Below are 26,609 nucleotides of genomic sequence, written 5' to 3' on the forward strand. Positions count from 1 at the left end.
ACATGACAGATCTCAGTATCGGCCAACATGTTGCCGAACAGATTCAGCCCGCGAAAAACCCGCATACGGATATTCAACCCAATGCCGTGCTGGGCGCAGAAATTTTGATTGAGCAACTGCACAAGTTTTATGGCGATGTCAAAGTCTTGGAAGATTTAGACTTGCACATCCAACCAGGTGAATTTTTAGCGATTGTCGGGCGCAGCGGCTGCGGCAAAAGTACCCTATTAAGATTGATTGCCGATCTGGAACAACCCAGTTATGGCGAAATCAAATTTAAATCGGCACGCCATTTACGTGAAGGCATTACCAGTGATGATATCCGCGTGATGTTCCAAGACCCGCGCTTGCTCCCTTGGCGCAGTATTGAACAAAATGTGCACCTTGGACTGGAGAAAACCGCACACCCACATGCCACAGCATTGCTGGAAAAAGTGGGCTTAAAAGAAAAAGCGGCACTTTGGCCTACACAGCTTTCGGGGGGGCAACGCCAACGTACTGCACTGGCGCGTGCCCTCTCCCATCAACCACGGGTGCTCTTGCTGGATGAACCGCTTGGTGCACTGGATGCCTTAACTCGTTTGGAAATGCAAAACCTGATTGAACAACTATGGCGGGAACAAGGCTTTACCGCGATTCTGGTCACCCATGATGTCAGTGAAGCGGTGCAACTGGCAGATCGTATTATCTTGCTGGATCGGGGCCATATCGCACGCCAATTTCAGGTGGATCTGCCCCGCCCACGTGAAAAAAACATTCAGTTTGCTGAACTCGAACAACACGTCCTCAATGCAGTTTTGGCAACCTGAGCAGACCTTGGCTCCAATGCAAACTTGGAGCCAAACGCGCCATCCTCAGCCAGCACCAGCGACCCTAGCGTTGTCATAAAACTGTCATATTTAGCAAGGAAAACGACCCAAATTGATGCGTTTTGCTATACATCTGTCCATTTAATTTTTTCAAGAGTGTGAATGTGAAATAGCACACTGTTTTTTCATCCAGAAAATATGCTATTTCATCAAATTACCCGATTTCTTGATGCACAAATCTGCTGATTTGCCGTACAATTTACCCTTCCCTGAATTTTTTTAAGCGACGAATGGAACAAAAAAAGAGTACTCAAAAGCGCCATCAATTGCTGAATGCCGCACTTGATGTTTTTTCCTTATATGGATTTAACGGGGCTAGTTTAGATGAAATCGCTCAACTGGCAGAAATGCATAAGTCGAACATTTTCTATTACTATGAAAATAAAGAAGCCTTATATGTTGAAGTGCTAACAACGGTTCTACAAAAATGGTTAGCACCTCTACAAATGCTGGAAGCAGAATTAGAGCCGACGGAAGCGATCACCAATTATTTAATGCAAAAAATTGAGCTGTCACGCACTCAACCGAAAGCGTCGCGTTTATTTGCCTTAGAAATTATTCAAGGTGCACCACATATCTTAGAAATCCTGAAAGGACCACTGAAAAAACTGGTGAAGCGCAAAGCCAAAGTGATTAGCATGTGGCAAGAGCAAGGCAAAATTTCTGCAGACATCGATCCTGAATTGCTGATTCTGAACATCTGGGCAGTGACGCAAAACTATGCGGATTTTTCAACGCAGATGGAAATGGTCACAGGTAAAACCTTACGCAACCGCAGTATGCAACAACGGGTGATTCAACATACCGTGCATATGATGCTCTACGGCATTTTACCGCGCGAACAAAACACCTAACCCTTCATATTTTGGCATACGACCATAGATCACTATGGTCGCCGAGCCAGTTAAGCCTCTAAAGACTGATAGAGCGACAATAACTTTTGCGCCCCCAGCATCAAATTCTCTTCCCAATCCAGATGTGCTGCATCGTCTGCACCATCGGTAATATATTTCACCGAAATTAAACGCACCCCGAGTTTTTTACAGACTTTGGCCATGGCATAGCCTTCCATATCGACCAGATTACACGGTACTTTCGGCTGACCAATTTCAAAGCTATCCCCTGTACCACACACGCCTTTTGGTAAATGAGCAAAATAAGGTTCTAAATCAATGGCTGCAGGATGGTCCTGATCCATTGGCGTTACCCCAACCTCAAAGCCGAGCGGAGATACATCCATATCGCGTTGTACAAAGCTGATGACTTCGACCAAGGCGTGACGATCAAAATGGGAACTGCCTGCGCTGCCCAAATTTAACAGGGTTTTACAGCCTGTTGCATGAATCACTTCAAAGGCTTTAAATGCCGCATTGACTTTACCAATACCACTATAATGCACATCAATCTGAGCCTGTTCAAACAAGCCTTTTGACTCATTCGGTAAAGCCATAATCAGCGCCAAAGAAGATTTCATCGCAGCTACTCAAAACAAAACTGTGCTATTAAAAATCAAAAACACACTGGGTGCAAATGATGCCTCACTTTCTGACAAGCTCGGTCATTTGACCCCGTGTGTAAGCGCTATTTCTGTTGCAAATATAGATTCAAACATGGAGAGAAAAATAATCGTCCCGCATAAAACCCTGCCACGGTTTTGCTCATCACCAAGCCCCATAACAGCAGCAATAAAGCCGCTAAGCCATAACCAATATTTTGCAAGCCATTCAGTTGTAATTGCTGTGCAAGTTGTAACGTGGCTAAACAGAAGACGCCCAATGGGAAAGTCATGCCCCACCATCCCAAATTAAAGCTCAACTGAGCACCGACATGCTTCAGAGTCATCAGCATTGCCATGCCGAGCCACCACATTCCAAAACCCAACAATAACAAACTGCCCACTAAACCCGCTTGATGCAGAAACTCACCCAAACCTGAAAAATGCAGCGCTTGTAACACATGAGGAGCTTGCTGTCCCAACAGCAATAAAGCCAATGCGCCCGTACCAATCGGTCCAACCGCTAACCAGCCTGTCATTGCCAATTCCTGACTCGGTAATTGATGCAATGCCAACCGTAAGAAGAGAATGCCTAAAATCAACACGGCAGGAAAAACCGAAACACCCCACAACAGATAACTACCAAATAAAATGTTCACGGCATGCGGACTTGCTGGCAGATGCGCTAACAACACTGCACCAGAAGCTGCTGCGACTTCACACGCCACTATCGGTAACAGCCAAACGGCGGTCATATTCTGTAATTGATGGCGCTGGCAACTGAACATGCAAAAGGGCACCACAAACGCAACCAGTAGCGCCAAGCCTACGTCGAAATACCACAGCCATTCAGTAATGCCGACAACAGCTGTGCCATATAACACCAGCCCAAATTTCAAGCTGCCATTGATCAGAGTGGCCAACGCCATGGGAATGGTGCCGAGAAACAGACTCATGCTCGGATGTTGAAAAATATGTTTGGCTTCTTGTGGATACAGCACCCAGCGCAAGCCATATAAAGTACTGAACAATGCAAACAGGATCAGATTCAACTGCCACAGCCCTGCGCCCAACTGCCAAAACCAAGCATGTAGCCCCTGCAACTCTGCAAGAACCATCGAAACAATCCCTGTGCCCATGCACACCGTAAACCAGTTTGGGGTAAACTGACGGATCAGATCATGCCATTGCGGTAATTGATAGAAGGGCTTTTTCATTGGACGACGACCCACTTGAGAAGTTCCTTTGATCATACTGCGCATTTAAAATAAGAAAAATTGATTATTTTAAATTTTTAAAATCATTTTTATTGATATTAAAGCAATGCTTTCATAAATTTTTCTGGGTAAAAACACAACAACAAGACGAAACGAACAGAATATGGCAATATATAAGCCTGATTATTTTTCATTTATTGATTAGCCCATGAAGCTGCTCCGCCTGAATGCTTTAGCGCCAGACTTTCAATTAGCCAAAACCGCTGTGACTATTGGTAATTTTGACGGTGTGCATTTGGGGCATCAGGCCATGATCCAGCAACTAAAACAGGTTGCTGCACAACAACAACTCAAAACCTTGGTCATGATCTTTGAGCCGCAACCACTGGAATTTTTCCAAGGCTATGAAGCGCCGCCACGCATTAGTTCGCTGCGTGAAAAAGTCGAATATTTAACTGAACTGGGCGTGGACTATATTGCCGTAGCCAAATTTGATCAGTCCTTTCGTGGTTTAAGTGCCGAAGCCTTTGCCAATATCCTCAAGCAGCAACTCAATGCCGCGCATTTGGTGTTGGGGGATGACTTCCATTTTGGCAAAAATCGCCAAGGCAATAGCGAATATCTACGCAACTATGGCTTCCAAGTCACCAACTTGACCACCATTTCCTTGCATGGTGAACGTGTCAGTTCAACCCGCATTCGCCAGACCCTGCAAGCTGGCGATTTGGCTCTAGCAGCTCAACTGCTGGGACGCCCTTACAGTATTACCGGTCGTGTCCAATATGGCGACCAAATTGGACGTACCCTCGATTTTCCAACCATTAATGTGCGTTTAAACCGTCATAAGCCATGTTTAAACGGTATTTATGGTGTGGATGTCATTTGTGAAACCACGTCTTTACAAGACAAAGTCGTGCAGGACAGCCCCGAACAAAAAGGAGTTTTGGGCTATCAAGCAACGGCTTTGTATGGTGCAGGGCATGTCGGTACCCGACCTGCCATCCAACAAGAACATCCAGAATGGCGATTAGAAGTACATTTCCCCAATGTTTCTGCTAATCTGTATGGCTTGTTAATGCGGGTCACTTTCTTGAACTATTTACATGGTGAAAAGAACTACCCTTCGCTGGAAGCACTAAAAGCGGGAATTGATGATGATGTGGAGAAACTGCTTGAGTTTCGTCACAACAACCCAACTTTTCCCTTTTAAACACCGAAAAATTTAATGTAGAACGCGTCAGTCTTAAAGCTGATTAAATTGGAAGACATCTTGCATGAGCGATAAGCAAACTCCTGAAAATGCAGTGGATTATAAAGCCACACTAAACCTCCCAGGTACTGAATTTGCAATGAAAGCAAATCTCGCAGTACGTGAAGCAAAATGGTTAGAAGAGTGGTATGCCGACAACATTTATCAGCAGATTCGCGCATCGCGTATTGGCAAGAAAAAATATGTGCTGCATGATGGCCCACCGTATGCCAATGGTCAGATTCACTTGGGCCATGCGGTCAACAAAGTCCTGAAAGACATTATTATTAAAAGCCGCGTACTCGACGGTTTCGATGCCCCTTATGTACCAGGCTGGGACTGTCACGGTCTGCCGATCGAACTCAAAGTTGAAGAAAAAGTCGGTAAAGTCGGTGTCAAAGTGGATGCATCAACTTTCCGTAAAGCCTGCCGCGAATATGCTTATACCCAAGTCGAATTACAGAAAAAAGACTTCGTACGTATGGGTGTGTTTGGCGATTGGGACAATCCTTACTTGACCATGAACTTCAAACAAGAAGCGGATATCGTGCGTTCAGTGGGCGCCATTGCCAAGGCTGGTCATATCGAGCCGGGTCTTAAACCTGTGAACTGGTGTTTGGACTGTGGTTCAGCACTGGCTGAAGCAGAAGTTGAATACGAAGACAAAAAATCAGACGCAATTGATGTCGGTTTCAGCGTAGTGGACTTGGCAGACCTGTCTGCACGTTTAGGTGTAGAAGTTGCTGACCGCACCGACATCGTGATCTGGACGACGACACCTTGGACTTTACCTGCCAACCAAGCAGTTGCCTTCCATGCTGAACTTGAATATCAGTTGGTCAAAGCCCGTGGTGAGGAGAAAGAGCCACAAAACTTCATCTTGGCGAAAAACTTAGTTGAATCTGCAACTGAACGTTATGGTTTTAACAGCGTTGAAGTCTTGGCTGAATTCACAGGCAATAAACTTGAGCATGTCAGTCTGCAACACCCACTGATCACAGAGCGTCAAGTCCCTGTAATTTTAGGCGAACACGTGACTGCAGACAGCGGTACGGGTGCGGTGCATACTGCCCCAGGTCATGGTGTGGACGACTATAAAGTCGGCTTACTCTATAACTTAAAAGTTGACAATCCAGTTGGCGGCAACGGTGTCTACCTACCAACTTCTCCAATTTTTGCGGGCGAGCATATTTACAAAGCCAACCCTCAAATCATTGCCGCTTTAAGCGAGGCAGGCAAACTATGGGCGCATAAGCCAATTAAGCATAGCTATCCACACTGCTGGCGCCACAAAACCCCAATTATCTTCCGTGCTACACCACAATGGTTTATCAGCATGGATGCCAAAGGCTTACGCCAAGGCGCATTGAATGCCATTGAAAATAAAATCAGCTTCGTGCCTGATTGGGGTAAAAACCGTATTCAAGCCATGATCGAAGGTCGTCCGGACTGGTGTATCTCACGTCAACGTACCTGGGGCGTGCCAATCCCGTTCTTCGTGCATAAAGACACCAATGAACTCCACCCACGCACGGCGGAATTAATTGAAGAAGTTGCGTTACTGATCGAACAAGAAGGCATTGACGCATGGTATAACCGTGATGCCAAAGACTTTATCGGGGATGAAGCAGAGCACTATAACTGCGTACGTGATACCTTAGACGTGTGGTTCGACTCAGGCACAACGCACTATGCGGTCCTGCGTGAGCGTGAAGAACTGACCGACCCAGCCGATTTGTACCTTGAAGGTTCAGACCAGCACCGTGGTTGGTTCCAGTCTTCATTGTTGACCTCTGTGGCCATCAATCAACGTGCCCCATATAAAGGCTTGTTAACACATGGCTTCGTGGTGGATGAAAAAGGCCGTAAGATGTCAAAATCTTTGGGCAACATCATCACCCCGCAAGACATCATTAAAGACATGGGTGCAGACGGTTTACGTTTCTGGATTGCCTCTGCCGATTACCGTTATGAAATGACCGCAGGTAAAGAAATCTTTAGCCGTGCATCGGACGGCTACCGTCGTATTCGTAATACCTTGCGTTTCTTATTGGCAAACTTGAATGGTTTCAAACCATCGACGGATGCCCTGCCTGTCGATCAATTGATCGCACTGGATCAATACATCTTGCAACGTGCGGCGGATGTACAGAAAACCATTCAACAAGCTTATGAAGATATGAACTTCCATATTGTCACCAATGCCTTGACCAACTTCTGTATTAATGACTTGGGTGGTTTCTACCTCGACATCATCAAAGACCGTCAGTACACCACCAAAGCGGATTCGCAAGCCCGTCATTCTGCGCAAACTGCGCTGTACCACTTGGTTCAAGCCTTTGTGCGCTGGATGTCGCCGATCTTGAGCTTTACTGCGCAAGAAGCATGGCCACTGATTCCAGAACAAACTGAGAAATACGTGTTCACTTCAGAGTGGTACGACATTCCAGTGGCATCAACGGCAAACTTGTTGTCTGAATCCGATTGGCAAACCCTGATCGCGGTGAAATCTGCGGTGAACAAGCACATTGAAGTTGCGCGTAACGAAAAACTGGTGGGCTCTAACTTGTCTGCCAAAGTCGAACTTTGGGCAAATGAAGAATTGAAAGCGGTACTAGATCGTTTAGGCGACGAATTGCGCTTTGTTCTGATTACCTCACAAGTACAGGTATCTGCTTTTGATGCGGCTCAAGGTCAGGAATCTGATCTAGACGGTTTACGCGTGAAAGTCTCTGCTGCGGAAGGTGAAAAATGTGCACGTTGCTGGCATGTGCTGCCTGATGTGAATACACATCACGAACATCCAGGTCTATGCGCACGTTGTATTATTAACCTCCCTACTGGTCAAGGCGAAGAGAGAAAATATGCCTAATCCACAACAGAAAGCGGGCCTGTTTCAATTCTACCCACACAATTTGCTGTGGGTGGGGTTATCGATTTTGGCCATTGTGTTAGATCAATGGACCAAGTGGATTGCCTCAACCCATCTGAATTATGCAGATCCGGTACCTGTGCTGCCTTTTTTAAATTGGACTTTGCTACATAACTATGGTGCAGCCTTTAGTTTCTTGTCCGATGCAGGCGGCTGGCAACGTTATTTCTTTACTTCACTTGCAGCTTTGGTTTCAGTGATTTTCGTATTTTGGCTGATGCGAATGCCAAAACATGTCACCATTTTACCAATGGCAATTGCCCTGATTTTAGGGGGTGCTGTAGGCAATTTAATTGATCGCGTGACCTTAGGTTATGTGGTCGATTTTATTCACGTCTACTACCAAGACCACCATTTTCCAGCATTTAACCTTGCTGACAGCGCGATTACCTTGGGCACCATTTTGCTGCTTATAGATACGTTTTTCCTAGAAAAACATCGAATTAAACGTGCGGATGCGCAACACCATGAATGAATTTATTAATCCGAATGAAGAAACCCGTATTGAACAAGGTTCAAAGGTTGATCTGCATTTTTCCGTTGCCATTGAAAATGGTGTAGAAATTGACAATACCCGTAGCCGCGCTGAACCTGTCAGCTTGGTCATGGGCGATGGCAGTTTGTTACCTGGTTTTGAAAAAGCCCTGTTCGGTTTACGTGCGGGCGACCGTCGTACCGTGAGTCTGCCACCTGAAGATGCGTTTGGACCATGGAATCCTGAAAATGTCCAAAAGTTTGACACGGTGAAGTTTGAACAGCGTCCTGTTGAAGGTCACATGATCGAATTTGAAGACAAAGCCAAACAAAGCCTGTATGGCGTGGTGAAAACCGTGGGTGATGACATTACCGAAGTGGACTTTAACCATCCATTGGCGGGTAAAAACATTACCTTTGAAGTGGAAATCTTCAAAGTTACCCCTGCGGGTCAGCAAGGCGTGAAATTCATGTAAAAGCTGGCATCTACAGCAATAAAAAACCCTTCGCAAATGAAGGGTTTTTTTATGGGTGATCCACCGAAATCAGAAATATTTTAACAGCGTAATCTGCTTGTTTTGATGTTTGAATTTGGAAAACCAGTACATCAATGGATAAAGCACGATACTCAAAGCGATTGCAATCCACCAAAGGCTAGCAACCTGACTCACGCCAAAATAGTCACCGTGATTCTGCCCCCATACGGCGACAGCAAACAGATACAGCAGCTTTAACAACATTAAATGCACAATATAAAAGAACATCGGTACTGAGCCAAAGATAATTAAGGGTCGTACCCACGCCCGATGCTGCACTTTTTCTAAGGCCAGCAACAACAACAGCCCCACACCAAGATTCCATAAAATAAACGATAAAGATGGTGGATATTTGGTGAGATTAAAGAAGCTCATCAAGGTTTGCAGTGAAGTTGGGAAGATCTGCCAAGGAAGATCGCCGTAGAAATTGATGCTGCGTAATATGAAAAACAACAGCAGGCTACCGCAAGCAAATCCCAGTATGCGTTTGTTTCGCTGCTGAACGGTGATGCTCGGCTGAAATAAATAGCTGCCAAATGCATAACCCAATACAATGACGCCAATCCAAGGCAAAACTGGATAAGAAGTTCGCAGTTTTAGAAACTCGCCAATCTCGATCCAGCCGCGCTCATGCAAAATCAGCCAGAGCGGCGCGAATCCTGCGAACTGTTCTGAAGACAGTTGATCAAGCCAGTTATGCCCAAAAATAATCAATACAGCCATCAACCATAGAATTTTCTGAGGCAGACCAATCAGTAGTGCCAAGGCCATCATGCTGATGCCAATTGCCCAAATCACTTGCAGATAAATCACCTGCGGTGGGAACTGCCCTGTCCATGCAAAATTGATCACCAACAATTCCAATACCACCAGAAACAGCCCGCGCTTGAGCAAAAACTCACGGGTCATGCGCAAACTGTTGTGCTTGGCTTGATATAAATATGCTGATAAGCCCGTCAACACCACAAAAATTGGTGCGCAGAGATGTGCCAAAATGCGACTAAAGAACAGGCTGGCTTCCGTCTGTTCAATGTTCATCGGATCGGGAACTTGATGATGCAGGTAAAAGGTTTCACGGACATGGTCGACCATCATAATGAGAATGACCAGCCCACGTAGTGCATCAATCGCCTGTAGGCGTTGAGAAAGTGCAGACATGATAAATATTTGGATATGTTATAATATTACATATAGTATGCACTTTTAAGCCCAAAAGAAACCCAAGCATGCTCTTACGCACGCTGAAACTTGAAGATCAGTAAAATAAAAGTACGAATTATGGGCGAATTTCTTTCAGTTCACGGCGAATAAAGTGCTGAATCATTTCCCGATAAATCTGTTCAATTAAATCAGGATCGGTCCCTTTCTGTGTGGCTTGTTGCCGAACTTTGGCAATCACCTGTTCTACCCGTTCTGGGGATTGCACTTCATGTTCAGTGCGCTTAAAACGCACCGCCTGATCGACATAAAACTGGCGAGTAGTAATTAACTCAATCAGGTGCTGATCAATCACATCAATTTTGTCTCGAACTTGCTCGAGTGACTCACATTTCTCTTTCTGCATTGGTTTTATCTTCTGGTATTGAGCGGGAGTAATCCGCTTCGTTTTCGATTTTATATTTTTCTTCTAACACATTACTGAAAATACTTTCAATCATCCAGACCCGATATAAGCTATTAAATGTGTAGCTTTGACCATCGATGCGTAATTCCAGTACAGGAAAGTCCGGTTGTGACTTCATTTCACACAGCACATCATTTTCTTTGAGCTGAGCCTGAATGTCTTCTTGCTTCACCTCTTGCAGTTCTAAGCTCAACTCGCGTTGTAACTCCTGATAGTGCGCCTTAAAGGACAGATCCTTGCCTTGGGTCCACACTGCCTGCAAAATGCGGTGCATCGCTTCAATACGCTGCTCTTCGGGCACACTATAATACAGCTGTGCCATGGCATAGGTGGCTTCTTTGGTTGGACGACAGAATGGGGTGAATACCACTTCGGTACGTTTGGATAAACGGGTTGCCAGACTCCAGTCAAACCAGTCCCGTCCATGATAACTGAGCGGATAAACCGTTAACTGAATATTATAATAAGCCGCCAATTCTTCTTTAATATACGCCAAGAGTAGCCATGAAATCGGGTCTTCTAGCGCAATATACAAATCCAGCTCTGGATCAAGCGCCTGAATTTCATTGAGTTCTTCTGCATCACTGATTAAATGCTCACGCCATTCAATATGATTAATCAGGAAGATCGGATTGCCCGTCAGTAATTTTTGTCGCTTTAAACGGCGAGTCAAGCGTAACAGATCATCCACCGCATGATATTTACGGTCAGAAAATTCAAAATAACTCGCCAGCACCGCATCATCATTAAACACCCGTTCTGGAAAGTGCTGTTCCTGATGATGTTTGCTCGCCATGGCATATAAAGTGCGCAATTTGCCATACTGCTTCTGCCACAGCATATGAAATACATCTTCCAGCAGATACAGGAAGTCCTGCCCTTGCAGCGGGGTATTTCTTAGAATGGTTTCCGCCTGTGCAATCGCGTCTTGAGGTGGCTGTTCAGGCGTTTCATGGAAACTGAAACGATGCTGCTTGGATAAAATTTGTGCATCATTCAGGCAATAGTGTTGCCATTCCTGCGCAGACATATGATTCGGCGGTGCGGGTGTTTGACTGGAAATAATGACTTTTAAGGGTTTGAGTTCATCGCTCAGAATTTCTTCCAATTGCGGCAACTGCTGCACGGCCAGATAACTGTAGACATCATCCAAACGTAGATGAATATTCAGTCCATGCTCCGTAGGCAATACCTCTTGACGAGTTGGTTTCTGATAAAACCATCTCGATCGGATCGGATCGAACCAACGGCGTAACAGTGACATGAGTTGCCTCTAATCTAGCAATAGCGAGTGAAAGTGTTTCCAGTTCGCAGAAAAATAACCAGTGTGGTGAACAGAAAGTCTTAAAATACAATAAGTCTCGGACAAAACGTAGCACAATTCAAGCCTAAATGTTCAACCCTTCCCGATCAACTACAGTTCCAGATTTAAATCGGTCACTGCACCCTTTTCCGCCCCAGTGGTGAGTTTAGCAAACTTCGCCAGTGCACCGTGGGTATAATTCGGTTTTGGCTTGACCCAACGGTTTTGCCGTGCGGCAATTTCCTGCGCTGAAACATGCCAAGTCATCTCTCGGGTTTCCGCATTAATTGAAATCCGGTCTCCATTTTGCACCAAACCAATTGGGCCGCCCTCATAAGCTTCTGGTGTGACATGACCAATTACGAAGCCATGACTGCCCCCAGAAAAGCGTCCATCGGTAATCAATGCCACTGAACTGCCCAAGCCTTTGCCAATAATGGCTGAGGTCGGTTTTAGCATCTCGGGCATGCCCGGTCCACCTTTAGGGCCTACCCCACGAATCACCACCACGTCTCCCGCTTGGACTTCCCCTTCCAAGATTCCACGCATGGCACTGATTTCACCTTCAAACACCCGTGCGGGACCTTCAAAATACAGCCCTTCTTTACCGGTAATTTTGGCAACGGCACCTGTTGGCGACAAATTGCCTTTCAGAATCACCAAATGCGAGTCATTTTTAATCGGGGCATCAAAAGGCAGAATGATCTGCTGACCTGCTGGATAATCCTCAACCTCCGCCAGATTTTCCGCCAAGGTTTTACCCGTCACGGTTAAACAGCTGCCATCCAGCATGCCAGCATCTAGCATTCGCTTCATCAGTGGTTGAATGCCGCCAATCGCGATCAGCTCAGACATCAGGTATTTACCCGAAGGACGGACATCCGCCACCACAGGAATCTCTGCACCAATCCGCACAAAATCATCCAGACTCAGCTCGACACCCGCGGTATGTGCCATGGCAATTAAATGCAGCACGCCATTGGTTGAACCACCCAAAGCAATCAAGACCTTAATCGAATTTTCAAACGCAGCTTTGGTCATGATGTCCCGCGGCTTAATGTCCAGCCTGAGCAGATTCATGATGGCTTCGCCTGCACGCAAACAATCCTGCTGCTTGTCAGTGGAAACTGCTTCTTGGGCCGATGAACCCGGCAAACTCATGCCCAAGGCTTCAATCGCCGATGCCATGGAATTGGCGGTATACATGCCGCCACAAGACCCCGGTCCCGGCAATGCCACCTCTTCAATCTGTTTCACCTGAATGGCATTGATTTCACCTTTGGCATGCTGACCCACCGCCTCAAACACCGAGATCATATCGGTATGTCCTGCACCGGGTTGAATGGTACCACCATAAATAAAGATCGCAGGTCGGTTTAAACGTGCCATGCCCATAATGCAGCCCGGCATGTTTTTATCACAACCACCAATCGCAATGACCGCATCATAGGCTTGGCAGCCCATCACCGTTTCAATGGAATCCGCAATAATTTCCCGTGAGAGCAGGGAGTATTTCATGCCCTCCGTACCATTGGAAATGCCATCAGAAATGGTGATGGTATTAAAAATAATGCCTTTACCGCCTGCGGTATTCACGCCAGATTCGACTTCCCTTGCCAAAGCATCAATGTGCATATTACATGGTGTGACATTGGCCCAAGTGGATGCGATGCCGACAAAGGGACGTTCAAAATCGGCATCCTGAAAGCCTGTGGCACGCATCATGGAACGTGCAGGTGCATTTTCAATCCCTGCATAAACGGGCGCTGAATGTTCGCGGATATTGTCTTTGCTCATTGTATTTGTCCTTGGCACGCTGTGTTTTGCACTACAGTCTTGGCAATTTTTTCTATTTTTAGTGTATAGAAAGTAAGCGATACATGAAAGTACAATGAGGCTTTCAAGTCAATAACCGCTAATCTCTTAATAGTCTTAACATTTTCATCCTGAATATATCCTGTTGTTGGATACACGAAAACGTCATCCACAACCTGCATAGTCTATGAAATAGAATGTTTCTCAATACACTCTTTTAGCTGCGGAAAATAAACAGGTTTTGCGGATGACCAATGGTTTTGCCTACTTTTGCTGAAACAAAAGTAGGTCGAACCGAAGGTGATAAATGGTAATTTAAGCAACGCCTTTAAGACAGCATCGTGCTGAATAGAGAACCTTTAAATAAAAAAAGCACCCCTAATGGAGTGCTCTTTTAATCTGTAATAGCATTACAAATTAAATTTCACGTACCGCACCTTTAGAAGCACTGGTGGTATGCATGGCATATGCCTTTAATGCTTTCGATACTTTACGTGCACGTGGTTCAGCAGGCTGCCAGCCTTTGGCTTCTTGAGCTTCACGGCGTGCTGCCATCGTCGCTTCATCCACGGCTAAGTGAATAGTCCGGTTTGGAATATCAATTTCGATACGATCGCCATCTTCTACCAAACCAATCGCACCACCTTCCGCTGCTTCAGGCGAAACGTGACCAATCGAAAGACCAGATGATCCACCAGAGAAACGACCATCGGTGAGCAAGGCACAATCTTTACCCAAACCTTTCGATTTTAAATAACTGGTTGGATACAACATTTCTTGCATGCCTGGACCACCACGTGGACCTTCGTAACGAATCACCACCACATCGCCAGCGGTAATTTTGCCACCCAAAATTGCGTCTACCGCAGCATCTTGGCTTTCAAACACACGGGCTGTGCCGTTGAATTTCAAGATGGAATCATCCACCCCTGCCGTTTTCACAATACAACCATCCAGTGCGATGTTGCCGTAAAGCACAGCTAAACCACCATCTTGAGAGAAAGCATGTTCAACATTACGAATCACACCATTGTTACGGTCGCCATCCAAACGTGAGTAATAACGATCTTGCGAGAATGCAGTTTGAGTCGGTACGCCACCCGGTGCTGAACGGAAGAACTGATACACCTCTTCGTCTTCAGTACGGATGATGTCCCATTTGTCCAAGGCATCTTTTAATGTTTTTTCATGTACGGTCGGTACAGACGTGTCTAACAAACCTGCACGATCCAATTCGCCCAAGATTGACATGATGCCACCCGCACGGTGAACATCTTCCATATGCACGTCTTGTTTGGCTGGGGCAACTTTACACAACACAGGCACTTTACGAGACAAACGATCGATATCGGTCATGGTAAAGTCAACTTCAGCTTCATTTGCTGCTGCCAACAAATGTAAAACGGTATTGGTTGAACCACCCATGGAAATATCAAGGGTCATGGCATTTTCAAAGGCTGCTTTCGTGGCAATTGAACGTGGTAACAAGCTGTAATCGTTTTGTTCGTAATGGCGCTTGGTAATTTCAACGATCAATTGACCTGCTTTTTCGAATAATTTTTTACGATTCGCATGGGTCGCCAAAGTTGAACCATTACCTGGAAGGGATAGCCCCAACGCTTCGGTTAAACAGTTCATTGAGTTTGCCGTGAACATGCCTGAACATGAACCACAGGTCGGACATGCTGAACGTTCGTATGCAGCCACTTCTTCATCAGTGAAGCTGTCATCTGCCGCTACGATCATGGCATCAACCAAATCAATCGCATGTTCATTGCCACGGATTTTCACTTTACCCGCTTCCATCGGTCCACCAGACACAAACACCACTGGAATATTCAAGCGCATAGACGCCATCAACATCCCCGGGGTAATTTTGTCACAGTTTGAAATACAGACCATGGCATCGGCACAGTGTGCATTGACCATGTATTCCACAGAGTCCGCAATCAAATCACGTGATGGCAATGAATACAGCATGCCGTCATGCCCCATCGCAATCCCGTCATCCACGGCAATGGTATTGAATTCTTTGGCTACACCACCAGCAACTTCAATTTCGCGCGCAACCAGTTGCCCTAAATCTTTAAGATGCACATGGCCCGGAACAAACTGGGTAAACGAGTTGACCACCGCAATAATCGGCTTGCCAAAATCTTCATCTTTCATACCGGTTGCACGCCATAAACCACGTGCGCCAGCCATATTTCTTCCATGTGTTGATGTTTTTGAACGATAATCAGGCATGTGTGCTTCCAACAAAGTTTGTGCTTGATATGAATCTGCGATTCACTCTGGCTAAATAAGACTGATAGATCATCTTGAATCAGTCGAAATATAGGCAACATCATACTACAGCGAAGTGTTTAACAGACAACCAGCATTCAACTTTCCTGCATTCCAACAACGCAGGCTATATTCCGACACATGATCTTAAAGAAAATTTGAATAAAGCTACTATAAACCGAACACAGCCGATTAAATACAAAACTTTCATGAATATTTTTTTAATTTTGCATAACTAAAAGTTAATAAATAATCCATCCAACGCGACAGCATCAGTCTGATCTCACTCACATCGGCCTGAATATCAGTACAACAGCCATAGATTCGGCTTGGCGCTGGTTTTGGCATATAATAGCCGCAAGTTTCTATGGAATTTGATGTGTGAAAATCATCTTTGCAGGTACACCTGAATTTGCTGCTTGTGCTTTGGCTGCATTACTGAGAACAGAACATGAAATTGTTGCGGTATACACCCAACCCGACCGTAAAGCAGGTCGTGGACAAAAGCTCACAGCATCTGCGGTGAAACAGTTGGCGCTGGAACATGATTTACCTGTCTATCAACCTTTGCACTTCAAATCATCCACTGAAGAAGGCTTAGCGGCTCAACAACAATTAAAAGAATTAAATGCAGATGTGATGGTCGTCGCGGCTTATGGTCTGATCTTGCCACAAGTGGTGCTCGATACGCCGAAATATGGCTGCCTGAATATTCATGGTTCACTGTTACCTCGCTGGCGCGGTGCCGCACCGATTCAGCGTGCAATTGCCACAGGCGATGCCGAAACGGGCGTGACCATCATGAAAATGGCGGCTGGCTTAGATACCGGCGACATGATGTACAAAACCTACTGCCCAATCGAAGCCACCGATACCTCTGCAACACTACATGACAAACTGGCGCTACAAGGTGCAGAAGCCATTGTTGCAGTCTTAGAAACTGAACAAAAGTTACAACACTATTTAGCCGAGCGCGAAGTGCAAGATGAAGCCTTAACGGTATATGCACATAAGCTGAGCAAAGCAGAAGCGCAGATTGACTGGTCGCAAGATGCGGTCAGCATTGACCGTAATATTCGTGCCTTCAACCCTTGGCCAGTGGCTTATATTGTGTTGGATGAAAACAATAATCTGCGGGTTTGGGGTTCATGCCTTTCTGAGCACGCTGTCGCTGATCAAGCTGCGGGCACAATTTTGGCGATGGATAAACAAGGGGTACATGTGGCGTGTGGCAATCAACAGGCTGTTTGCCTGACCCAATTACAATGGCCGGGTGGTAAGCCTTTAAATCCAGTGCAGATTGCACAAACTCAAAAATTGACTATTGGACAAATTTTATAATGAAACAATCTCCCAACGCCTCTGGTAAGAACTTAAACTTACGTGCTCAGGTGGTTAAAACGTTATTGGCTGTCCAAAACGGTCAATCACTGGCATCGGTACTCCCGCAACAAATGGCGATCGTGTCGGATAAAGACCGCGCCTTGTACCATGAATTGGTGCTGGGTTGTTTGCGCCAATGGCACGCACTGAAACAAGTGACTTTACCCTTATTGTCTAAACCACTAGACAACCAAGTCGTTGAAACCTGTTTATATGTGGGTTTATATCAATTGTTATGTACCCGCGTTGCAGCCCATGCCGCAATTTCTGAAACAGTAGATGCCACCAAACAATTGGCCATGGAAAGTTTAAGCGGTGTAGTGAACGCGATTTTACGCCGTGCCACCCGAGAAACGGAACAGTTCTACGATGTACTCGACCAAGCCTCGAATTTACCAAGTTGGTTAGCAAAACGTTTGAAAAAGGACTGGGGTGAGCAACTGGCTGAAATCAGCTATGAACTGAAACAAGTTGCGCCTTTAACTTTACGGGTCAACACCTTACAAGTCAGCCGTGATGAATATCTTGAAATTTTAGAAGAAGAAGGTATTAACGCTCACGCGTGTGAACTGTCCAATGTAGGGATCGTATTGGATGAAAGCCTGCATATTCCAAGTCTGCCGGGTTTTGAAGCAGGTGGTTTTTCAGTCCAAGATGAACATGCGCAACTCTGTGCCACATTATTGCCCGATTTAAATGGCAAATTCGTGATTGATGCCTGTGCAGCACCTGGGGGCAAAACCGCACATATTTTAGAAAAATATCAGCCAAAAAAATTGATCGCGCTAGATCAAGATGAAAAACGCTTAAAACGTGTTTCGGAAAACTTAGAGCGTTTGGCTTTAAATGAAAAGTACGTAGAAATTATCACAGCCGATGCGGTGAAATGGACCTCGCCTGAACTTGCAGACTGTATCGTCCTCGATGCCCCTTGTTCAGCGATTGGCGTGATGCGTCGTCATCCCGATATTCGCTTACTGCGCCAGTCAGGTGATATTGCCAAAACAGTTGAGCTGCAAAAGCAAATTTTGGCAAATATGTGGCAGCAACTTAAAGTCGGTGGCACATTGCTGTACATCACTTGCTCGATTTTAAAAGCAGAAAATGAACAGCAAATGGTCGACTTTTTTGCCCAGCATACAAATGCCAAAGAAATTAAAATTGATGCCGATTGGGGCATTGAGCAAATTCATGGCCGCCAACTTCTGCCAGCCGTAGGTCGAGGTGACGGTTTTTATTATTGCTTGATTCAAAAAACAGCCTAATCCTGATGAGGAGACAGAAACACGCTGTTCTGTTTCCTCTACTTAACTCACATATTTAAACATCACCAGACTCAGCGCTAAACATGCCATGCCTGTGACCAAACCATAGACCGTTTCATGTCCCTGTGCATATTTCTTGGCGGTTGGCAGCAGTTCATCCAATGCCAAATACACCATCACCCCACCGATAATGCCAAACACTGCCCCATAGACACTAAAACTCAAGTATGGTGCCAAAATAAAATAACCAATCATCGCCCCCAAAGGTTCAGCCAGCCCCGAAACAAAACTGGCAATTAAAGCCGAGCTTTTTTTCTGCGTTGCCATATACACCGGTAATGCGATGGCAATCCCTTCAGGAATATTATGAATACCGATCGCCACAGCCAACGGTGCACCCAGTGCTGGACTTTCCAAAGTCGCAAAAAACGTTGCCAAACCTTCGGGAAAATTGTGTGCGGTAATGGCAAATAGCGTCAACAAACCTGTGCGTAATAATTGTGATTGATTGATGCCATGTGCACTTTGTTCTTCGATGGTTTCATGCGGATTCGGTATACAGCGATCCAGAATCAACACCAGAATCACCCCGAGCAATAAAGAGAAAGTACCTAGGGCATAACCCGTTTTATCATTAAAGGCTTGGCTAAAGGAATGAATGGATTTATTCAAGATTTCGGTCAAAGAGACATAGATCATCGCCCCTGCAGAAAACGCCAAACCAAAGGAGAGTACGCGATAACTGGGCTTTTTAAAGAACAAGACCAAAGCACCGCCCACAACCGTTGCCAGTCCTGCGAGAAAAGTCACGCCAAATGCGACCCAAACTTGATGCGGCAATAGAGGATCCATACCGTCATGCTCTTAAAATAAGAAAGCCATTATCTTAAATGATAATGGCTTTCATTTGCATATGCTCAGTATTTACTGAAACAATTTATTTACAATGTGTGCTGGTCTTTCACTTCTTCCAGCACTTCATCTAGTTCTTCAGGGTTTTTCATCAAATGGAGAATCGACAACGCCAATCCACCCCAGAGAAATACCATGGAGATAATCATCATTATGATAGCTGAAGTATTCATTCTGTGTCTCCTTAGCGATCTTTCATCTTGCTGAGTACGATTGCAACCACAGCACAGAAAATCACGCTGCCCCATCCAAACACACCTTGCAGGCTCATGCTGTAAGTGTCATAACCATTCTTCACTAAGTTGAACAGGGTCATTCCTAGTGTAGTGATTAAAATAAAGGTCGTAATGACAGTTAATGTAAATGCCCAACCTTTACCCAATTGAATGGTTGAAATACGGTTCACATGATCACGCAGCTCAATCAATGCAGAACGCTTAAACCAAGCAACACTGATGATCGATAATAATGCACCACCGATAATCCCGATGTTGTTGATAAAGTGGTCAATGATATCAACCAGTTTAATCGCATTAACACTCGAGAATAAGAAGATAGAAACCAGCGCACTACCGCCACCCACAATCATTACAGCTTTAGAACGGCTCCATTTCAACTTGTCTTGCATGGCAGCAATTGGTACTTCCAAAATACTGACCATCGAAGAAATACCCGCGACAAACAACGATGAGAAGAATAAAAGACCAAATAAGTCTGCACCCGCACCCAAGCTCGAAATAATTTTCGGGAAGGCAATAAATGCAAGACCAATACCACCACTTACCACATCTTTAACGTCTGTACCCGCAGCATGTGCCATAAAGCCCAATGCAGCGAAGATACCAATCCCCGCCAAGATTTCAGTTGATGCATTAGCAAAACCAACGATCAGACCTGAACCAGTTAAGTTAGTTTTTGGTTTTAAATATGATGAATAGGTCACCATGATCCCGAAGCCAACAGACAATGAAAAGAAGGTATGACCATATGCTGCGAGCCAGACCTTATAATCCATCATTGCAGACCAGTTTGGCGTAAAGAAGGCATTTAAGCCTTGAGCCGCACCAGGTAAACGTAATGCTTGAACCACAAGGAATGTGAACAGAACGAATAACAAAGGCATAAAGATTTTGTTAGACAGTTCCACCCCTTTTTTCACACCACCAAACAAAATGATGAGGGTAAGAGCCCAGATCCCAACAATTGGCCAGAACAAATGACTGACAAATTGTAAATCTAAGCCCGATGCCTTAGTGGTTTGTAAATAAGTATTGAAGAAGAAACTTTCTGGATCACTGCCCCATGCTTGACCAATGGAGAAGTAAACATAACTGCCTGCCCACGTCAGTACGCTGGCATAGTACAAGCCAATGATGATACAGACACAAACTTGCCACCAACCTAAGGTTTCACCGCCTTTAAATAAAGCACGATACGCTTTGGGTGGAGAGTTGTTGCTACGATGCCCGACTGCATAATCCAAGAATAACAGTGGTAGACCTGCAGTAATCAATGCAAGTAAATATGGAATAAGGAATGCGCCGCCACCATTTTCATAAGCAACGTAGGGAAAGCGCCAAATATTACCTAAACCTACAGCCGAACCTACGGCTGCAATAATAAAACCAGATCGTGACGTCCAGTTTTCACGAGAATCTGCCATGAAACACACCTAAACCTTGGGGTAACTTTTATGCTGCTTGTTATACGGATTAATATGGCTAGCAAAAAAGATACCATTCAAAAATCTTTTTGTTGTTTGATTTAGCTTCCACCTTTTGGGTGTCTCGTTCTAAATTGCAAACAGATGAAATGCACACAAAATCTTGGTTAAAGTCTTTCGGATTGTTTTCACCTCTTAATAATTGAACAATACTCACTTTTGTTATTTTTTGCTGTAATTTCTGGATGAAACTTCATCCTTTTGTATTCTATTTTTAATCAATTGATCAAAATATAACTCGTTATTTACGATATTTTTAAAAATAGATTAACAAAGCCAAAAAAGCAAGAACTATCAAATACTGGAAAATTATTCTAATTTATAGCCCTATTGGGTCTATATTTTAAGCAAAACTCCATCCATAGCAGCTAAGCTGAGTAGATCGGATATAAAAGCCTTAAAAGGAACAAACGCCCGCAGCATTTCACATGGCTTCAGTCACTTTTTTGTTCATCCATCCTTCACTCAAAAGCTGAACTTTCCACACAGACAATTTAGGCTGTGATCTAACTAAAGCTTTTAACCATAAAGATGAAATGCAACTCAAGCACTATCACCACCGGTCTAGACTTTTATGTAAAAAAGCACTTTGACTACTGCATCTTTGTTCACATCGCTATATCATGCTGTCAAATACAACTGAATAATTTTTTTTCAACTTTTTTAACACCAATACACAACACAATTTAGGATAAAAGTATGAAAGTAGCACAAGCAGGATTACTGACATTAGGTGTAGCTTTGAGTGGTTTAGCTCAAGCAGATTTGGTTGCACTCAAAGGTGATATCAGTTATTGGGCATATGATGGTCATGCTGAAATGACCAATACACTTCCAGGTACAAAAGAAAAACTGGACAATGATGGTGCAGTTCAATTATCGGTTGCTTTAGAACATCCTGTACCCATTATTCCCAATGCCAAAATTCGCTATGTCAATTTAGACACCCAAACCAAACGCTCTGCATATGATGTTAACCTCGATCATGCTGACTTCATTCTCTATTATGAAATTTTAGACAATGTGGTTGATCTAGATATCGGTGCGGGTGCAACAACTCTAAATGGTCATATCAATAGTTTAGATCGACGTACTGATATCGATGAAACTTACCCTATCATTTACGGTACCGTTGGTGGCAAACTACCTTTGACAGGTCTAAGTGCAAAAGCGGAAATGACGTATAGCAACTTTGATGATGCACAATTAACGGATGCTTTGGCAGAAATTCAGTATAACTTTATCGACAACATGCTGGTCGATGTCGGTTTGAAAGCCGGTTATCGTATTTTCACAGTTGATTTAGATGACTACAATCGTAGTGACATTAAACTTGAATTTAAAGGTCCGTATATTGGTTTAGATGCCCATTTCTAAGCGATACATCCTGCAAAAAAGCTGAATGTTGGACATTCAGCTTTTTTTATTTATCAGTCAATCCAGTCAAGAGATCGCATTAAAACTGTCATGGTAATGTACTGTCCCTCGTGGAATCACAGAATCAAAAGCAACAACCTGAAAATATTCTGCTGGCACACCTTCAAGTATTAACTGAGCATCTGCCTGAAAACCAAAACGCGCATAATAACTCGGCTCACCTAAAACCACACAGCCTTGCGCATGCTGTGCTTGTAACTGCATCAATGCCATTTGAATTAAATCAGCACCAATACCTCGCCCCTGAAATTCAGGTAATACTGAAACTGGACCTAAGCCATACCAACCACTTACACCTGTTGAAATTTGTACCGGCGAAATCGCAACATGCCCGATCAATTTATTCTCTAATTCAGCGACTAAAGAAATACAGAGTTGGCCAGTTTGACGTAATGCACGCACAATAAATTGCTCACAATGATTACTATAAGCAACCGATGCAAATGCAGAAGTTATAATTTGGTCGATACAGTCAGCATCCTCAGGTTGCTCTGACCGAATACACCATGGATGATTTTGATTCAACATACTAACTCTTTTTACTTAGTGCGCCATGTAAGATTTATCGTACATTAAACAGCGCTAATTGCGCCTATACCTACGCTATTGATCTGATTAATATAAAGCCATACAGAGACAGGAAGTTTCTTAAATAACAAAAAAGATCGCAGGAAGCGTCGTAATTGACAGGAGTTGATTACAGAATACCCCATATAGAAAAGCCCCGTCAGGATGATGGGGCTTTTCTTTGTATTTTTTGATACTAAAAATTGCCAATATTTTAGATGCTTAAGATTACAGAATACTGCTATTCATTAAAGTAATTCATATTGACTCACTATATTGGGCTACCTAACATCGAAGACGCTTAAATCTAATTTGGAATCTCATTTTGTTGCACTCACAACCACAACATCACGTACTCAACTTAAAACAATCGACACGAATCAAAATGGGGATGACTGCGTTAGGCTTGCTTATCCTTTCGGGCTGTTCCAGTATAGGTGGTGGTTCTTTAGAAAAACGTGCAACCAAACTCTCTACAGGTATTCAAAAAGCTTATGCCGTTGACTCAACTACAGCCAATCGGGTTGCACCGATGATTGTACAGAGTGCCGAACAATATCAAGTTGACCCTTTGCTGATTGCAGCGATGATTCATCAAGAATCCAGTTATCGAAACTATGTTGTTTCGCCAGCTGGCGCAGTGGGTCTGACACAAGTAATGCCGTCCTATTGGCAACAAACCTGCCCAGGTGATTTATTTGAAGAAGCTAGCAATATTAATTGTGGCACCTACATTTTAGCGAAATATAATCAGTCTGCAGGCAGCTGGAAAAAAGCCCTCGCCTACTATAATGTCGGCCCTACAGGCTATGAGTCCAGCTGGAAAATGCGACGCCAAGGTAAAAAATATGCAAAACAAGTCAAACAACACGAAGAAAAATTAAAAGGCTCGTTATAAATTTAATCTTTATTCATGATTAAAAGCCCAGTTTCAAATTGGGCTTATTTTCAAAACTCTTGATTTATAGACTTTTTAAATACTCAATCACGGCTTTATTTCCAGCCATTTCTGCAAGCTCAAGTGCAGTATATTCAGATCGGTAGTCGATTCTCGCCCCTTTGCTGACCAATAATTTCACGACATCTAAATGATCATTCTCCGCTGCAGCTTGTAGTGCACTATAGCCTTCTTCATCAGCTTGATTCGGGTCAGCCCCATCGAGTAATAATTGTTGCACTTGATCGGCATCACCTAAAGATGACCAATACACCAGCTCTGGGAGATGCAGTTCTTCATCCTCTTCGGGGATCGGTGAGAAAGAGTTAAGTTTCATATGATATAACCATTTTTGTTTTCACTCTCAAACCACAATTAAAACCTAAATTTCATGACTGTTCTACATATAAATTTTTTCAACATCTAAGAATGAAAATAAGCACAACGGCAATATGCCTAACAACTCTAAATTTCTATTCGGCTGTGTCTATTTCTTTGCAATCACTTGTGCAAGAACAACTCTTCCCTCTTCAAGATTTCGCCGCTGATTTTGCGCCATCATTTGAAAATCTGCCCCAAGTAAAAGATGAAATCCAAGAGCTGGAAAACCCTCTTTTTTAATCTTGTCGGCAAGTGTTACAAACCATGTTCGTGCTGCATCTGTGGTATCCGACCAATCTTGAATCGTAAATCCAGCATTAACCAAGAGTTTACGAAGTTCAGCAGGCTCAACCAAAAAACTACTCTCTTGCGTTCTTGCCCAAGGTACTGGAAAAAGTACATCCCCAGATGGGCCAGCAAGAACATCATAAATCGCAAGTGTGCCACCAGACTTGAGTACCCTGTACATTTCTTTATAGAGCTGTAGCTTTTCTGGAATATTCATTGCAACATGTTCTGTCCAAATAACATCAAAGCTCTGATCATCAAGAGGAAGTTTAGTTGCATCACCTTGATGAAAATCAACAAGATGCTTAAGATTTGTTCGAGCAGAAAGCATCTCGGCAGCCTGACAATATTCTTCTGTCAAATCGATACCTGTGACATGACAGCCAAAAGCTTCAGCTAAACAACGAGAAGTTCCGCCAATACCACTCCCCACATCAAGGACATGCATGCTTTTTTCAAGCCCGACTGCTCGTGCCAATTCGAGTGTTGCAACTCTTCCACGAATATGAAATTCATCAATCGGTGCTAAATCTTCAGGTGTCAGACAGTGAATATCTTTACCTGCTTTTTCTAGTGCAGCTAATATAGTCTCACCTAGGTTCATACGAGTATAATGCGTCTGAATGACATCGTTGACATCTGATTTCATTGATGAGACCTCCTCATCAAAAGGTTCACTTTTCCTCACGACTGATTTAAATCATGCCGTGAAATTACAGTGGTATATACAAATGATTCATATAAAACTGATGATAAACATAAACAACACATGCACACCTCTATTCTAAAACAGTGAATACTTACAGAAATGTCTTGGAACCTTTCGCATCCATAAATAGTGGCAAGCAAGACAAGGCTATCTGCTCAATGTGACGTGTATCTGTCCCACAACATCCTCCTAGAATATTCAGGTTATCCAAGTATTTTTTTAATTGTATGTAATCTTTTCCAAGTTCCTTTGGATCTCCAGCATCTAATTCAGATGCTTCATTTAATTCAGCATGGCTCTTTTTAGAAGCATTAGCTCGAACACCTCGAATCCGGGTAGTCCATACCTCATGATGAGACACCGTCTGTAAAAAATGGCTCGGGTGTGCACAATTAATCATGTAATAAATGGGATAGGCCGAAGTAGCTATATCAACTTGCTGAATAGCATCTTTTAAAGACTGACCCGTTGGAAGACATCCATCGATTTCAACCGTAAAAGATATGACGACGGGCATTCCAACTTTATAAGCAGCTCTCGTTATGCCTATCGCCTCTTCAGAATAATTCAGAGTCAGAGCACTAAGCATATCTGCGGTTGTAGTAGAAAATACTTTCATTTGTTCGTGATGATAATTTTCCGCTTCATTTTCCGACATGATTTGATTCGGAATATAACCATCATCTCGAGGACCAATACAACCACTTAAAATTATTGGAGTTTTTAATGAGTCATATTTTTTTCTAATTCTTTCAAGTAACTCAATCGCTTTTCTATTAACAGCAGACAATTCACTCTTACTATAATCGAGTAAAATAGCCCAGTCTTTACTCGCCCTCCAAGTTGGACTTTCAAGAATCAGTCCTAGCTCAACACGTTTTGCTAACTCAGCATATGAGATGAAATATTGATATAAAAGGGCACTTCCTGCTTCGGTATTCAATAAATTGAATGCAGCAAAATAAGGAAGATCTATACCTTCGTGAAAAATTAAAGTAGTTTCAAGTCCACCATCTGTCAAAAATAAACGATTGCTCAATTGAGGCAGACTATTACGATATTTCGCCATAGCTCTTTGCCCTCCATGTGCAATGCAACGACAAAAATATTTAATTTATTGAGTAATACCAGAATTATTATTCGATATTTTTAATTATAGATCATTTCCAATAAATTTCCCGCAATAAAAAACACCCCCTAACCATTA

At 43.8% G+C, this 26,609-nt stretch carries 24 protein-coding genes; 10 read left to right on the top strand and 14 right to left on the bottom strand.

The genetic code is table 11. The features are described 5' to 3' along the window. Positions 1-2: 2 nt before the first annotated feature. A complete protein-coding gene (locus tag GWK51_RS14340) occupies positions 3-809 on the top strand; it encodes an ABC transporter ATP-binding protein (protein WP_161934217.1) in 807 nt (268 codons plus the stop codon). Positions 810-1,099: 290 nt separating this feature from the next. Next, positions 1,100-1,723, top strand: coding sequence for a TetR/AcrR family transcriptional regulator (locus tag GWK51_RS14345; protein WP_161934218.1), 624 nt, complete (start codon positions 1,100-1,102; stop codon positions 1,721-1,723). Positions 1,724-1,773: 50 nt separating this feature from the next. Here GWK51_RS14345 and GWK51_RS14350 read toward each other — a convergent pair whose 3' ends face one another. Both GWK51_RS14350 and GWK51_RS14355 read right to left on the bottom strand, forming a co-directional pair. Beyond that, the gene (locus tag GWK51_RS14350) at positions 1,774-2,343 is read right to left on the bottom strand and encodes a phosphorylase family protein (RefSeq protein WP_161934219.1); all 570 of its coding nucleotides are present in this window, start codon (positions 2,341-2,343) and stop codon (positions 1,774-1,776) included. 107 nt (positions 2,344-2,450) lie between these two features. Continuing rightward, positions 2,451-3,581 (bottom strand): SLAC1 family transporter, encoded by a 1,131-nt coding sequence (locus GWK51_RS14355; RefSeq protein WP_161934238.1) that lies wholly within the window; start codon positions 3,579-3,581, stop codon positions 2,451-2,453. Positions 3,582-3,789: 208 nt separating this feature from the next. Between GWK51_RS14355 and ribF the strand changes: the two genes are divergently transcribed. The 4 genes from ribF (at position 3,790) to GWK51_RS14375 (ending at position 8,712) form a co-directional block, all read left to right on the top strand. Continuing rightward, the gene (gene ribF, locus GWK51_RS14360; RefSeq protein ID WP_161934220.1) at positions 3,790-4,791 is read left to right on the top strand and encodes a riboflavin biosynthesis protein RibF; all 1,002 of its coding nucleotides are present in this window, start codon (positions 3,790-3,792) and stop codon (positions 4,789-4,791) included. A gap of 64 nt (positions 4,792-4,855) precedes the next feature. After that, complete coding sequence (gene ileS / locus GWK51_RS14365; RefSeq protein WP_161934221.1) at positions 4,856-7,702, top strand: isoleucine--tRNA ligase; 2,847 nt, start codon at positions 4,856-4,858, stop codon at positions 7,700-7,702. Next, positions 7,695-8,237, top strand: a complete 543-nt coding sequence (gene lspA / locus GWK51_RS14370; protein ID WP_161934222.1) for a signal peptidase II — start codon at positions 7,695-7,697, stop codon at positions 8,235-8,237. The genes ileS and lspA overlap by 8 nt, the downstream gene beginning before the upstream one ends. Continuing rightward, complete coding sequence (locus GWK51_RS14375; protein WP_100242350.1) at positions 8,230-8,712, top strand: FKBP-type peptidyl-prolyl cis-trans isomerase; 483 nt, start codon at positions 8,230-8,232, stop codon at positions 8,710-8,712. The genes lspA and GWK51_RS14375 overlap by 8 nt, the downstream gene beginning before the upstream one ends. Positions 8,713-8,781: 69 nt before the next feature. On the opposite strand, the gene GWK51_RS14380 is transcribed toward GWK51_RS14375, so the two are convergent. The 5 genes from GWK51_RS14380 to ilvD (GWK51_RS14400) all read right to left on the bottom strand — a co-directional run bounded on the left by GWK51_RS14380 (position 8,782) and on the right by ilvD (GWK51_RS14400) (position 15,761). After that, positions 8,782-9,930: a DUF1624 domain-containing protein gene (locus GWK51_RS14380; RefSeq protein WP_161934223.1), complete on the bottom strand. Its 1,149-nt coding sequence runs from the start codon at positions 9,928-9,930 to the stop codon at positions 8,782-8,784. 118 nt (positions 9,931-10,048) lie between these two features. Further along, positions 10,049-10,336, bottom strand: coding sequence for a chorismate mutase (locus tag GWK51_RS14385; RefSeq protein WP_100242352.1), 288 nt, complete (start codon positions 10,334-10,336; stop codon positions 10,049-10,051). Then, complete coding sequence (locus GWK51_RS14390; protein ID WP_161934224.1) at positions 10,317-11,660, bottom strand: hypothetical protein; 1,344 nt, start codon at positions 11,658-11,660, stop codon at positions 10,317-10,319. Before GWK51_RS14390 ends, GWK51_RS14385 begins: the two co-directional genes overlap by 20 nt. A gap of 150 nt (positions 11,661-11,810) precedes the next feature. Then, complete coding sequence (ilvD, locus tag GWK51_RS14395) at positions 11,811-13,496, bottom strand: dihydroxy-acid dehydratase (RefSeq protein WP_161934225.1); 1,686 nt, start codon at positions 13,494-13,496, stop codon at positions 11,811-11,813. 435 nt (positions 13,497-13,931) lie between these two features. After that, the gene (gene ilvD / locus GWK51_RS14400; protein WP_161934226.1) at positions 13,932-15,761 is read right to left on the bottom strand and encodes a dihydroxy-acid dehydratase; all 1,830 of its coding nucleotides are present in this window, start codon (positions 15,759-15,761) and stop codon (positions 13,932-13,934) included. Between the two features lie 420 nt (positions 15,762-16,181). Here ilvD (GWK51_RS14400) and fmt point away from each other — a divergent pair, with 420 nt between their 5' ends. Beyond that, positions 16,182-17,141: a methionyl-tRNA formyltransferase gene (gene fmt, locus GWK51_RS14405; RefSeq protein ID WP_161934227.1), complete on the top strand. Its 960-nt coding sequence runs from the start codon at positions 16,182-16,184 to the stop codon at positions 17,139-17,141. Then, the gene (gene rsmB, locus GWK51_RS14410) at positions 17,141-18,448 is read left to right on the top strand and encodes a 16S rRNA (cytosine(967)-C(5))-methyltransferase RsmB (RefSeq protein WP_161934228.1); all 1,308 of its coding nucleotides are present in this window, start codon (positions 17,141-17,143) and stop codon (positions 18,446-18,448) included. The genes fmt and rsmB overlap by 1 nt, the downstream gene beginning before the upstream one ends. A 42-nt stretch (positions 18,449-18,490) precedes the next feature. Here rsmB and zupT read toward each other — a convergent pair whose 3' ends face one another. The 3 genes from zupT to GWK51_RS14425 all read right to left on the bottom strand — a co-directional run bounded on the left by zupT (position 18,491) and on the right by GWK51_RS14425 (position 21,023). Further along, on the bottom strand, positions 18,491-19,300 hold the full coding sequence (zupT, locus tag GWK51_RS14415; RefSeq protein WP_161934229.1) for a zinc transporter ZupT: 810 nt from the start codon (positions 19,298-19,300) through the stop codon (positions 18,491-18,493). An 89-nt stretch (positions 19,301-19,389) separates the two neighbouring features. Beyond that, a complete protein-coding gene (locus GWK51_RS14420; RefSeq protein WP_161934230.1) occupies positions 19,390-19,533 on the bottom strand; it encodes a methionine/alanine import family NSS transporter small subunit in 144 nt (47 codons plus the stop codon). An 11-nt stretch (positions 19,534-19,544) separates the two neighbouring features. After that, on the bottom strand, positions 19,545-21,023 hold the full coding sequence (locus tag GWK51_RS14425; protein ID WP_161934231.1) for a sodium-dependent transporter: 1,479 nt from the start codon (positions 21,021-21,023) through the stop codon (positions 19,545-19,547). Positions 21,024-21,782: 759 nt separating this feature from the next. Between GWK51_RS14425 and GWK51_RS14430 the strand changes: the two genes are divergently transcribed. After that, on the top strand, positions 21,783-22,460 hold the full coding sequence (locus GWK51_RS14430) for a TIGR04219 family outer membrane beta-barrel protein (RefSeq protein WP_161934232.1): 678 nt from the start codon (positions 21,783-21,785) through the stop codon (positions 22,458-22,460). A 66-nt stretch (positions 22,461-22,526) separates the two neighbouring features. On the opposite strand, the gene GWK51_RS14435 is transcribed toward GWK51_RS14430, so the two are convergent. After that, a complete protein-coding gene (locus tag GWK51_RS14435) occupies positions 22,527-23,048 on the bottom strand; it encodes a GNAT family N-acetyltransferase (RefSeq protein WP_161934233.1) in 522 nt (173 codons plus the stop codon). Positions 23,049-23,472: 424 nt separating this feature from the next. Here GWK51_RS14435 and GWK51_RS14440 point away from each other — a divergent pair, with 424 nt between their 5' ends. Beyond that, complete coding sequence (locus GWK51_RS14440) at positions 23,473-23,985, top strand: lytic transglycosylase domain-containing protein (RefSeq protein WP_100242372.1); 513 nt, start codon at positions 23,473-23,475, stop codon at positions 23,983-23,985. Positions 23,986-24,049: 64 nt separating this feature from the next. On the opposite strand, the gene GWK51_RS14445 is transcribed toward GWK51_RS14440, so the two are convergent. The 3 genes from GWK51_RS14445 to GWK51_RS14455 all read right to left on the bottom strand — a co-directional run bounded on the left by GWK51_RS14445 (position 24,050) and on the right by GWK51_RS14455 (position 26,471). Further along, on the bottom strand, positions 24,050-24,361 hold the full coding sequence (locus GWK51_RS14445) for an ankyrin repeat domain-containing protein (RefSeq protein WP_100242363.1): 312 nt from the start codon (positions 24,359-24,361) through the stop codon (positions 24,050-24,052). 150 nt (positions 24,362-24,511) lie between these two features. Then, complete coding sequence (locus GWK51_RS14450) at positions 24,512-25,342, bottom strand: class I SAM-dependent methyltransferase (RefSeq protein WP_161934234.1); 831 nt, start codon at positions 25,340-25,342, stop codon at positions 24,512-24,514. Positions 25,343-25,493: 151 nt separating this feature from the next. Further along, positions 25,494-26,471 carry a homocysteine S-methyltransferase family protein gene (locus tag GWK51_RS14455; RefSeq protein ID WP_161934235.1) on the bottom strand — a complete coding sequence of 326 codons (978 nt, stop codon included), beginning with the start codon at positions 26,469-26,471 and terminating at the stop codon, positions 25,494-25,496. Between the last annotated feature and the right edge of the window lie 138 nt (positions 26,472-26,609).

It is taken from the genome of Acinetobacter kanungonis (assembly GCF_009939195.1).
GTDB lineage: Bacteria > Pseudomonadota > Gammaproteobacteria > Pseudomonadales > Moraxellaceae > Acinetobacter > Acinetobacter kanungonis.

What these genes read in the sequence shown, in the direction of transcription:
- GWK51_RS14355 (WP_161934238.1), bottom strand. Translation starts at nt 3,581, where the DNA reads ATGAAAAAGCCCTTCTATCAATTACCGCAATGGCATGATCTGATCCGT.
- ilvD (WP_161934226.1), bottom strand. Translation starts at nt 15,761, where the DNA reads ATGCCTGATTATCGTTCAAAAACATCAACACATGGAAGAAATATGGCT.
- GWK51_RS14445 (WP_100242363.1), bottom strand. Translation starts at nt 24,361, where the DNA reads ATGAAACTTAACTCTTTCTCACCGATCCCCGAAGAGGATGAAGAACTG.
- GWK51_RS14420 (WP_161934230.1), bottom strand. Translation starts at nt 19,533, where the DNA reads ATGAATACTTCAGCTATCATAATGATGATTATCTCCATGGTATTTCTC.
- GWK51_RS14385 (WP_100242352.1), bottom strand. Translation starts at nt 10,336, where the DNA reads ATGCAGAAAGAGAAATGTGAGTCACTCGAGCAAGTTCGAGACAAAATT.
- GWK51_RS14435 (WP_161934233.1), bottom strand. Translation starts at nt 23,048, where the DNA reads ATGTTGAATCAAAATCATCCATGGTGTATTCGGTCAGAGCAACCTGAG.
- GWK51_RS14390 (WP_161934224.1), bottom strand. Translation starts at nt 11,660, where the DNA reads ATGTCACTGTTACGCCGTTGGTTCGATCCGATCCGATCGAGATGGTTT.
- GWK51_RS14350 (WP_161934219.1), bottom strand. Translation starts at nt 2,343, where the DNA reads ATGAAATCTTCTTTGGCGCTGATTATGGCTTTACCGAATGAGTCAAAA.
- zupT (WP_161934229.1), bottom strand. Translation starts at nt 19,300, where the DNA reads ATGGATCCTCTATTGCCGCATCAAGTTTGGGTCGCATTTGGCGTGACT.
- ileS (WP_161934221.1), top strand. Translation starts at nt 4,856, where the DNA reads ATGAGCGATAAGCAAACTCCTGAAAATGCAGTGGATTATAAAGCCACA.
- rsmB (WP_161934228.1), top strand. Translation starts at nt 17,141, where the DNA reads ATGAAACAATCTCCCAACGCCTCTGGTAAGAACTTAAACTTACGTGCT.
- ilvD (WP_161934225.1), bottom strand. Translation starts at nt 13,496, where the DNA reads ATGAGCAAAGACAATATCCGCGAACATTCAGCGCCCGTTTATGCAGGG.
- GWK51_RS14380 (WP_161934223.1), bottom strand. Translation starts at nt 9,930, where the DNA reads ATGTCTGCACTTTCTCAACGCCTACAGGCGATTGATGCACTACGTGGG.
- GWK51_RS14455 (WP_161934235.1), bottom strand. Translation starts at nt 26,471, where the DNA reads ATGGCGAAATATCGTAATAGTCTGCCTCAATTGAGCAATCGTTTATTT.
- lspA (WP_161934222.1), top strand. Translation starts at nt 7,695, where the DNA reads ATGCCTAATCCACAACAGAAAGCGGGCCTGTTTCAATTCTACCCACAC.
- GWK51_RS14425 (WP_161934231.1), bottom strand. Translation starts at nt 21,023, where the DNA reads ATGGCAGATTCTCGTGAAAACTGGACGTCACGATCTGGTTTTATTATT.
- GWK51_RS14430 (WP_161934232.1), top strand. Translation starts at nt 21,783, where the DNA reads ATGAAAGTAGCACAAGCAGGATTACTGACATTAGGTGTAGCTTTGAGT.
- GWK51_RS14375 (WP_100242350.1), top strand. Translation starts at nt 8,230, where the DNA reads ATGAATGAATTTATTAATCCGAATGAAGAAACCCGTATTGAACAAGGT.
- GWK51_RS14450 (WP_161934234.1), bottom strand. Translation starts at nt 25,342, where the DNA reads ATGAAATCAGATGTCAACGATGTCATTCAGACGCATTATACTCGTATG.
- GWK51_RS14440 (WP_100242372.1), top strand. Translation starts at nt 23,473, where the DNA reads ATGGGGATGACTGCGTTAGGCTTGCTTATCCTTTCGGGCTGTTCCAGT.
- GWK51_RS14345 (WP_161934218.1), top strand. Translation starts at nt 1,100, where the DNA reads ATGGAACAAAAAAAGAGTACTCAAAAGCGCCATCAATTGCTGAATGCC.
- ribF (WP_161934220.1), top strand. Translation starts at nt 3,790, where the DNA reads ATGAAGCTGCTCCGCCTGAATGCTTTAGCGCCAGACTTTCAATTAGCC.
- GWK51_RS14340 (WP_161934217.1), top strand. Translation starts at nt 3, where the DNA reads ATGACAGATCTCAGTATCGGCCAACATGTTGCCGAACAGATTCAGCCC.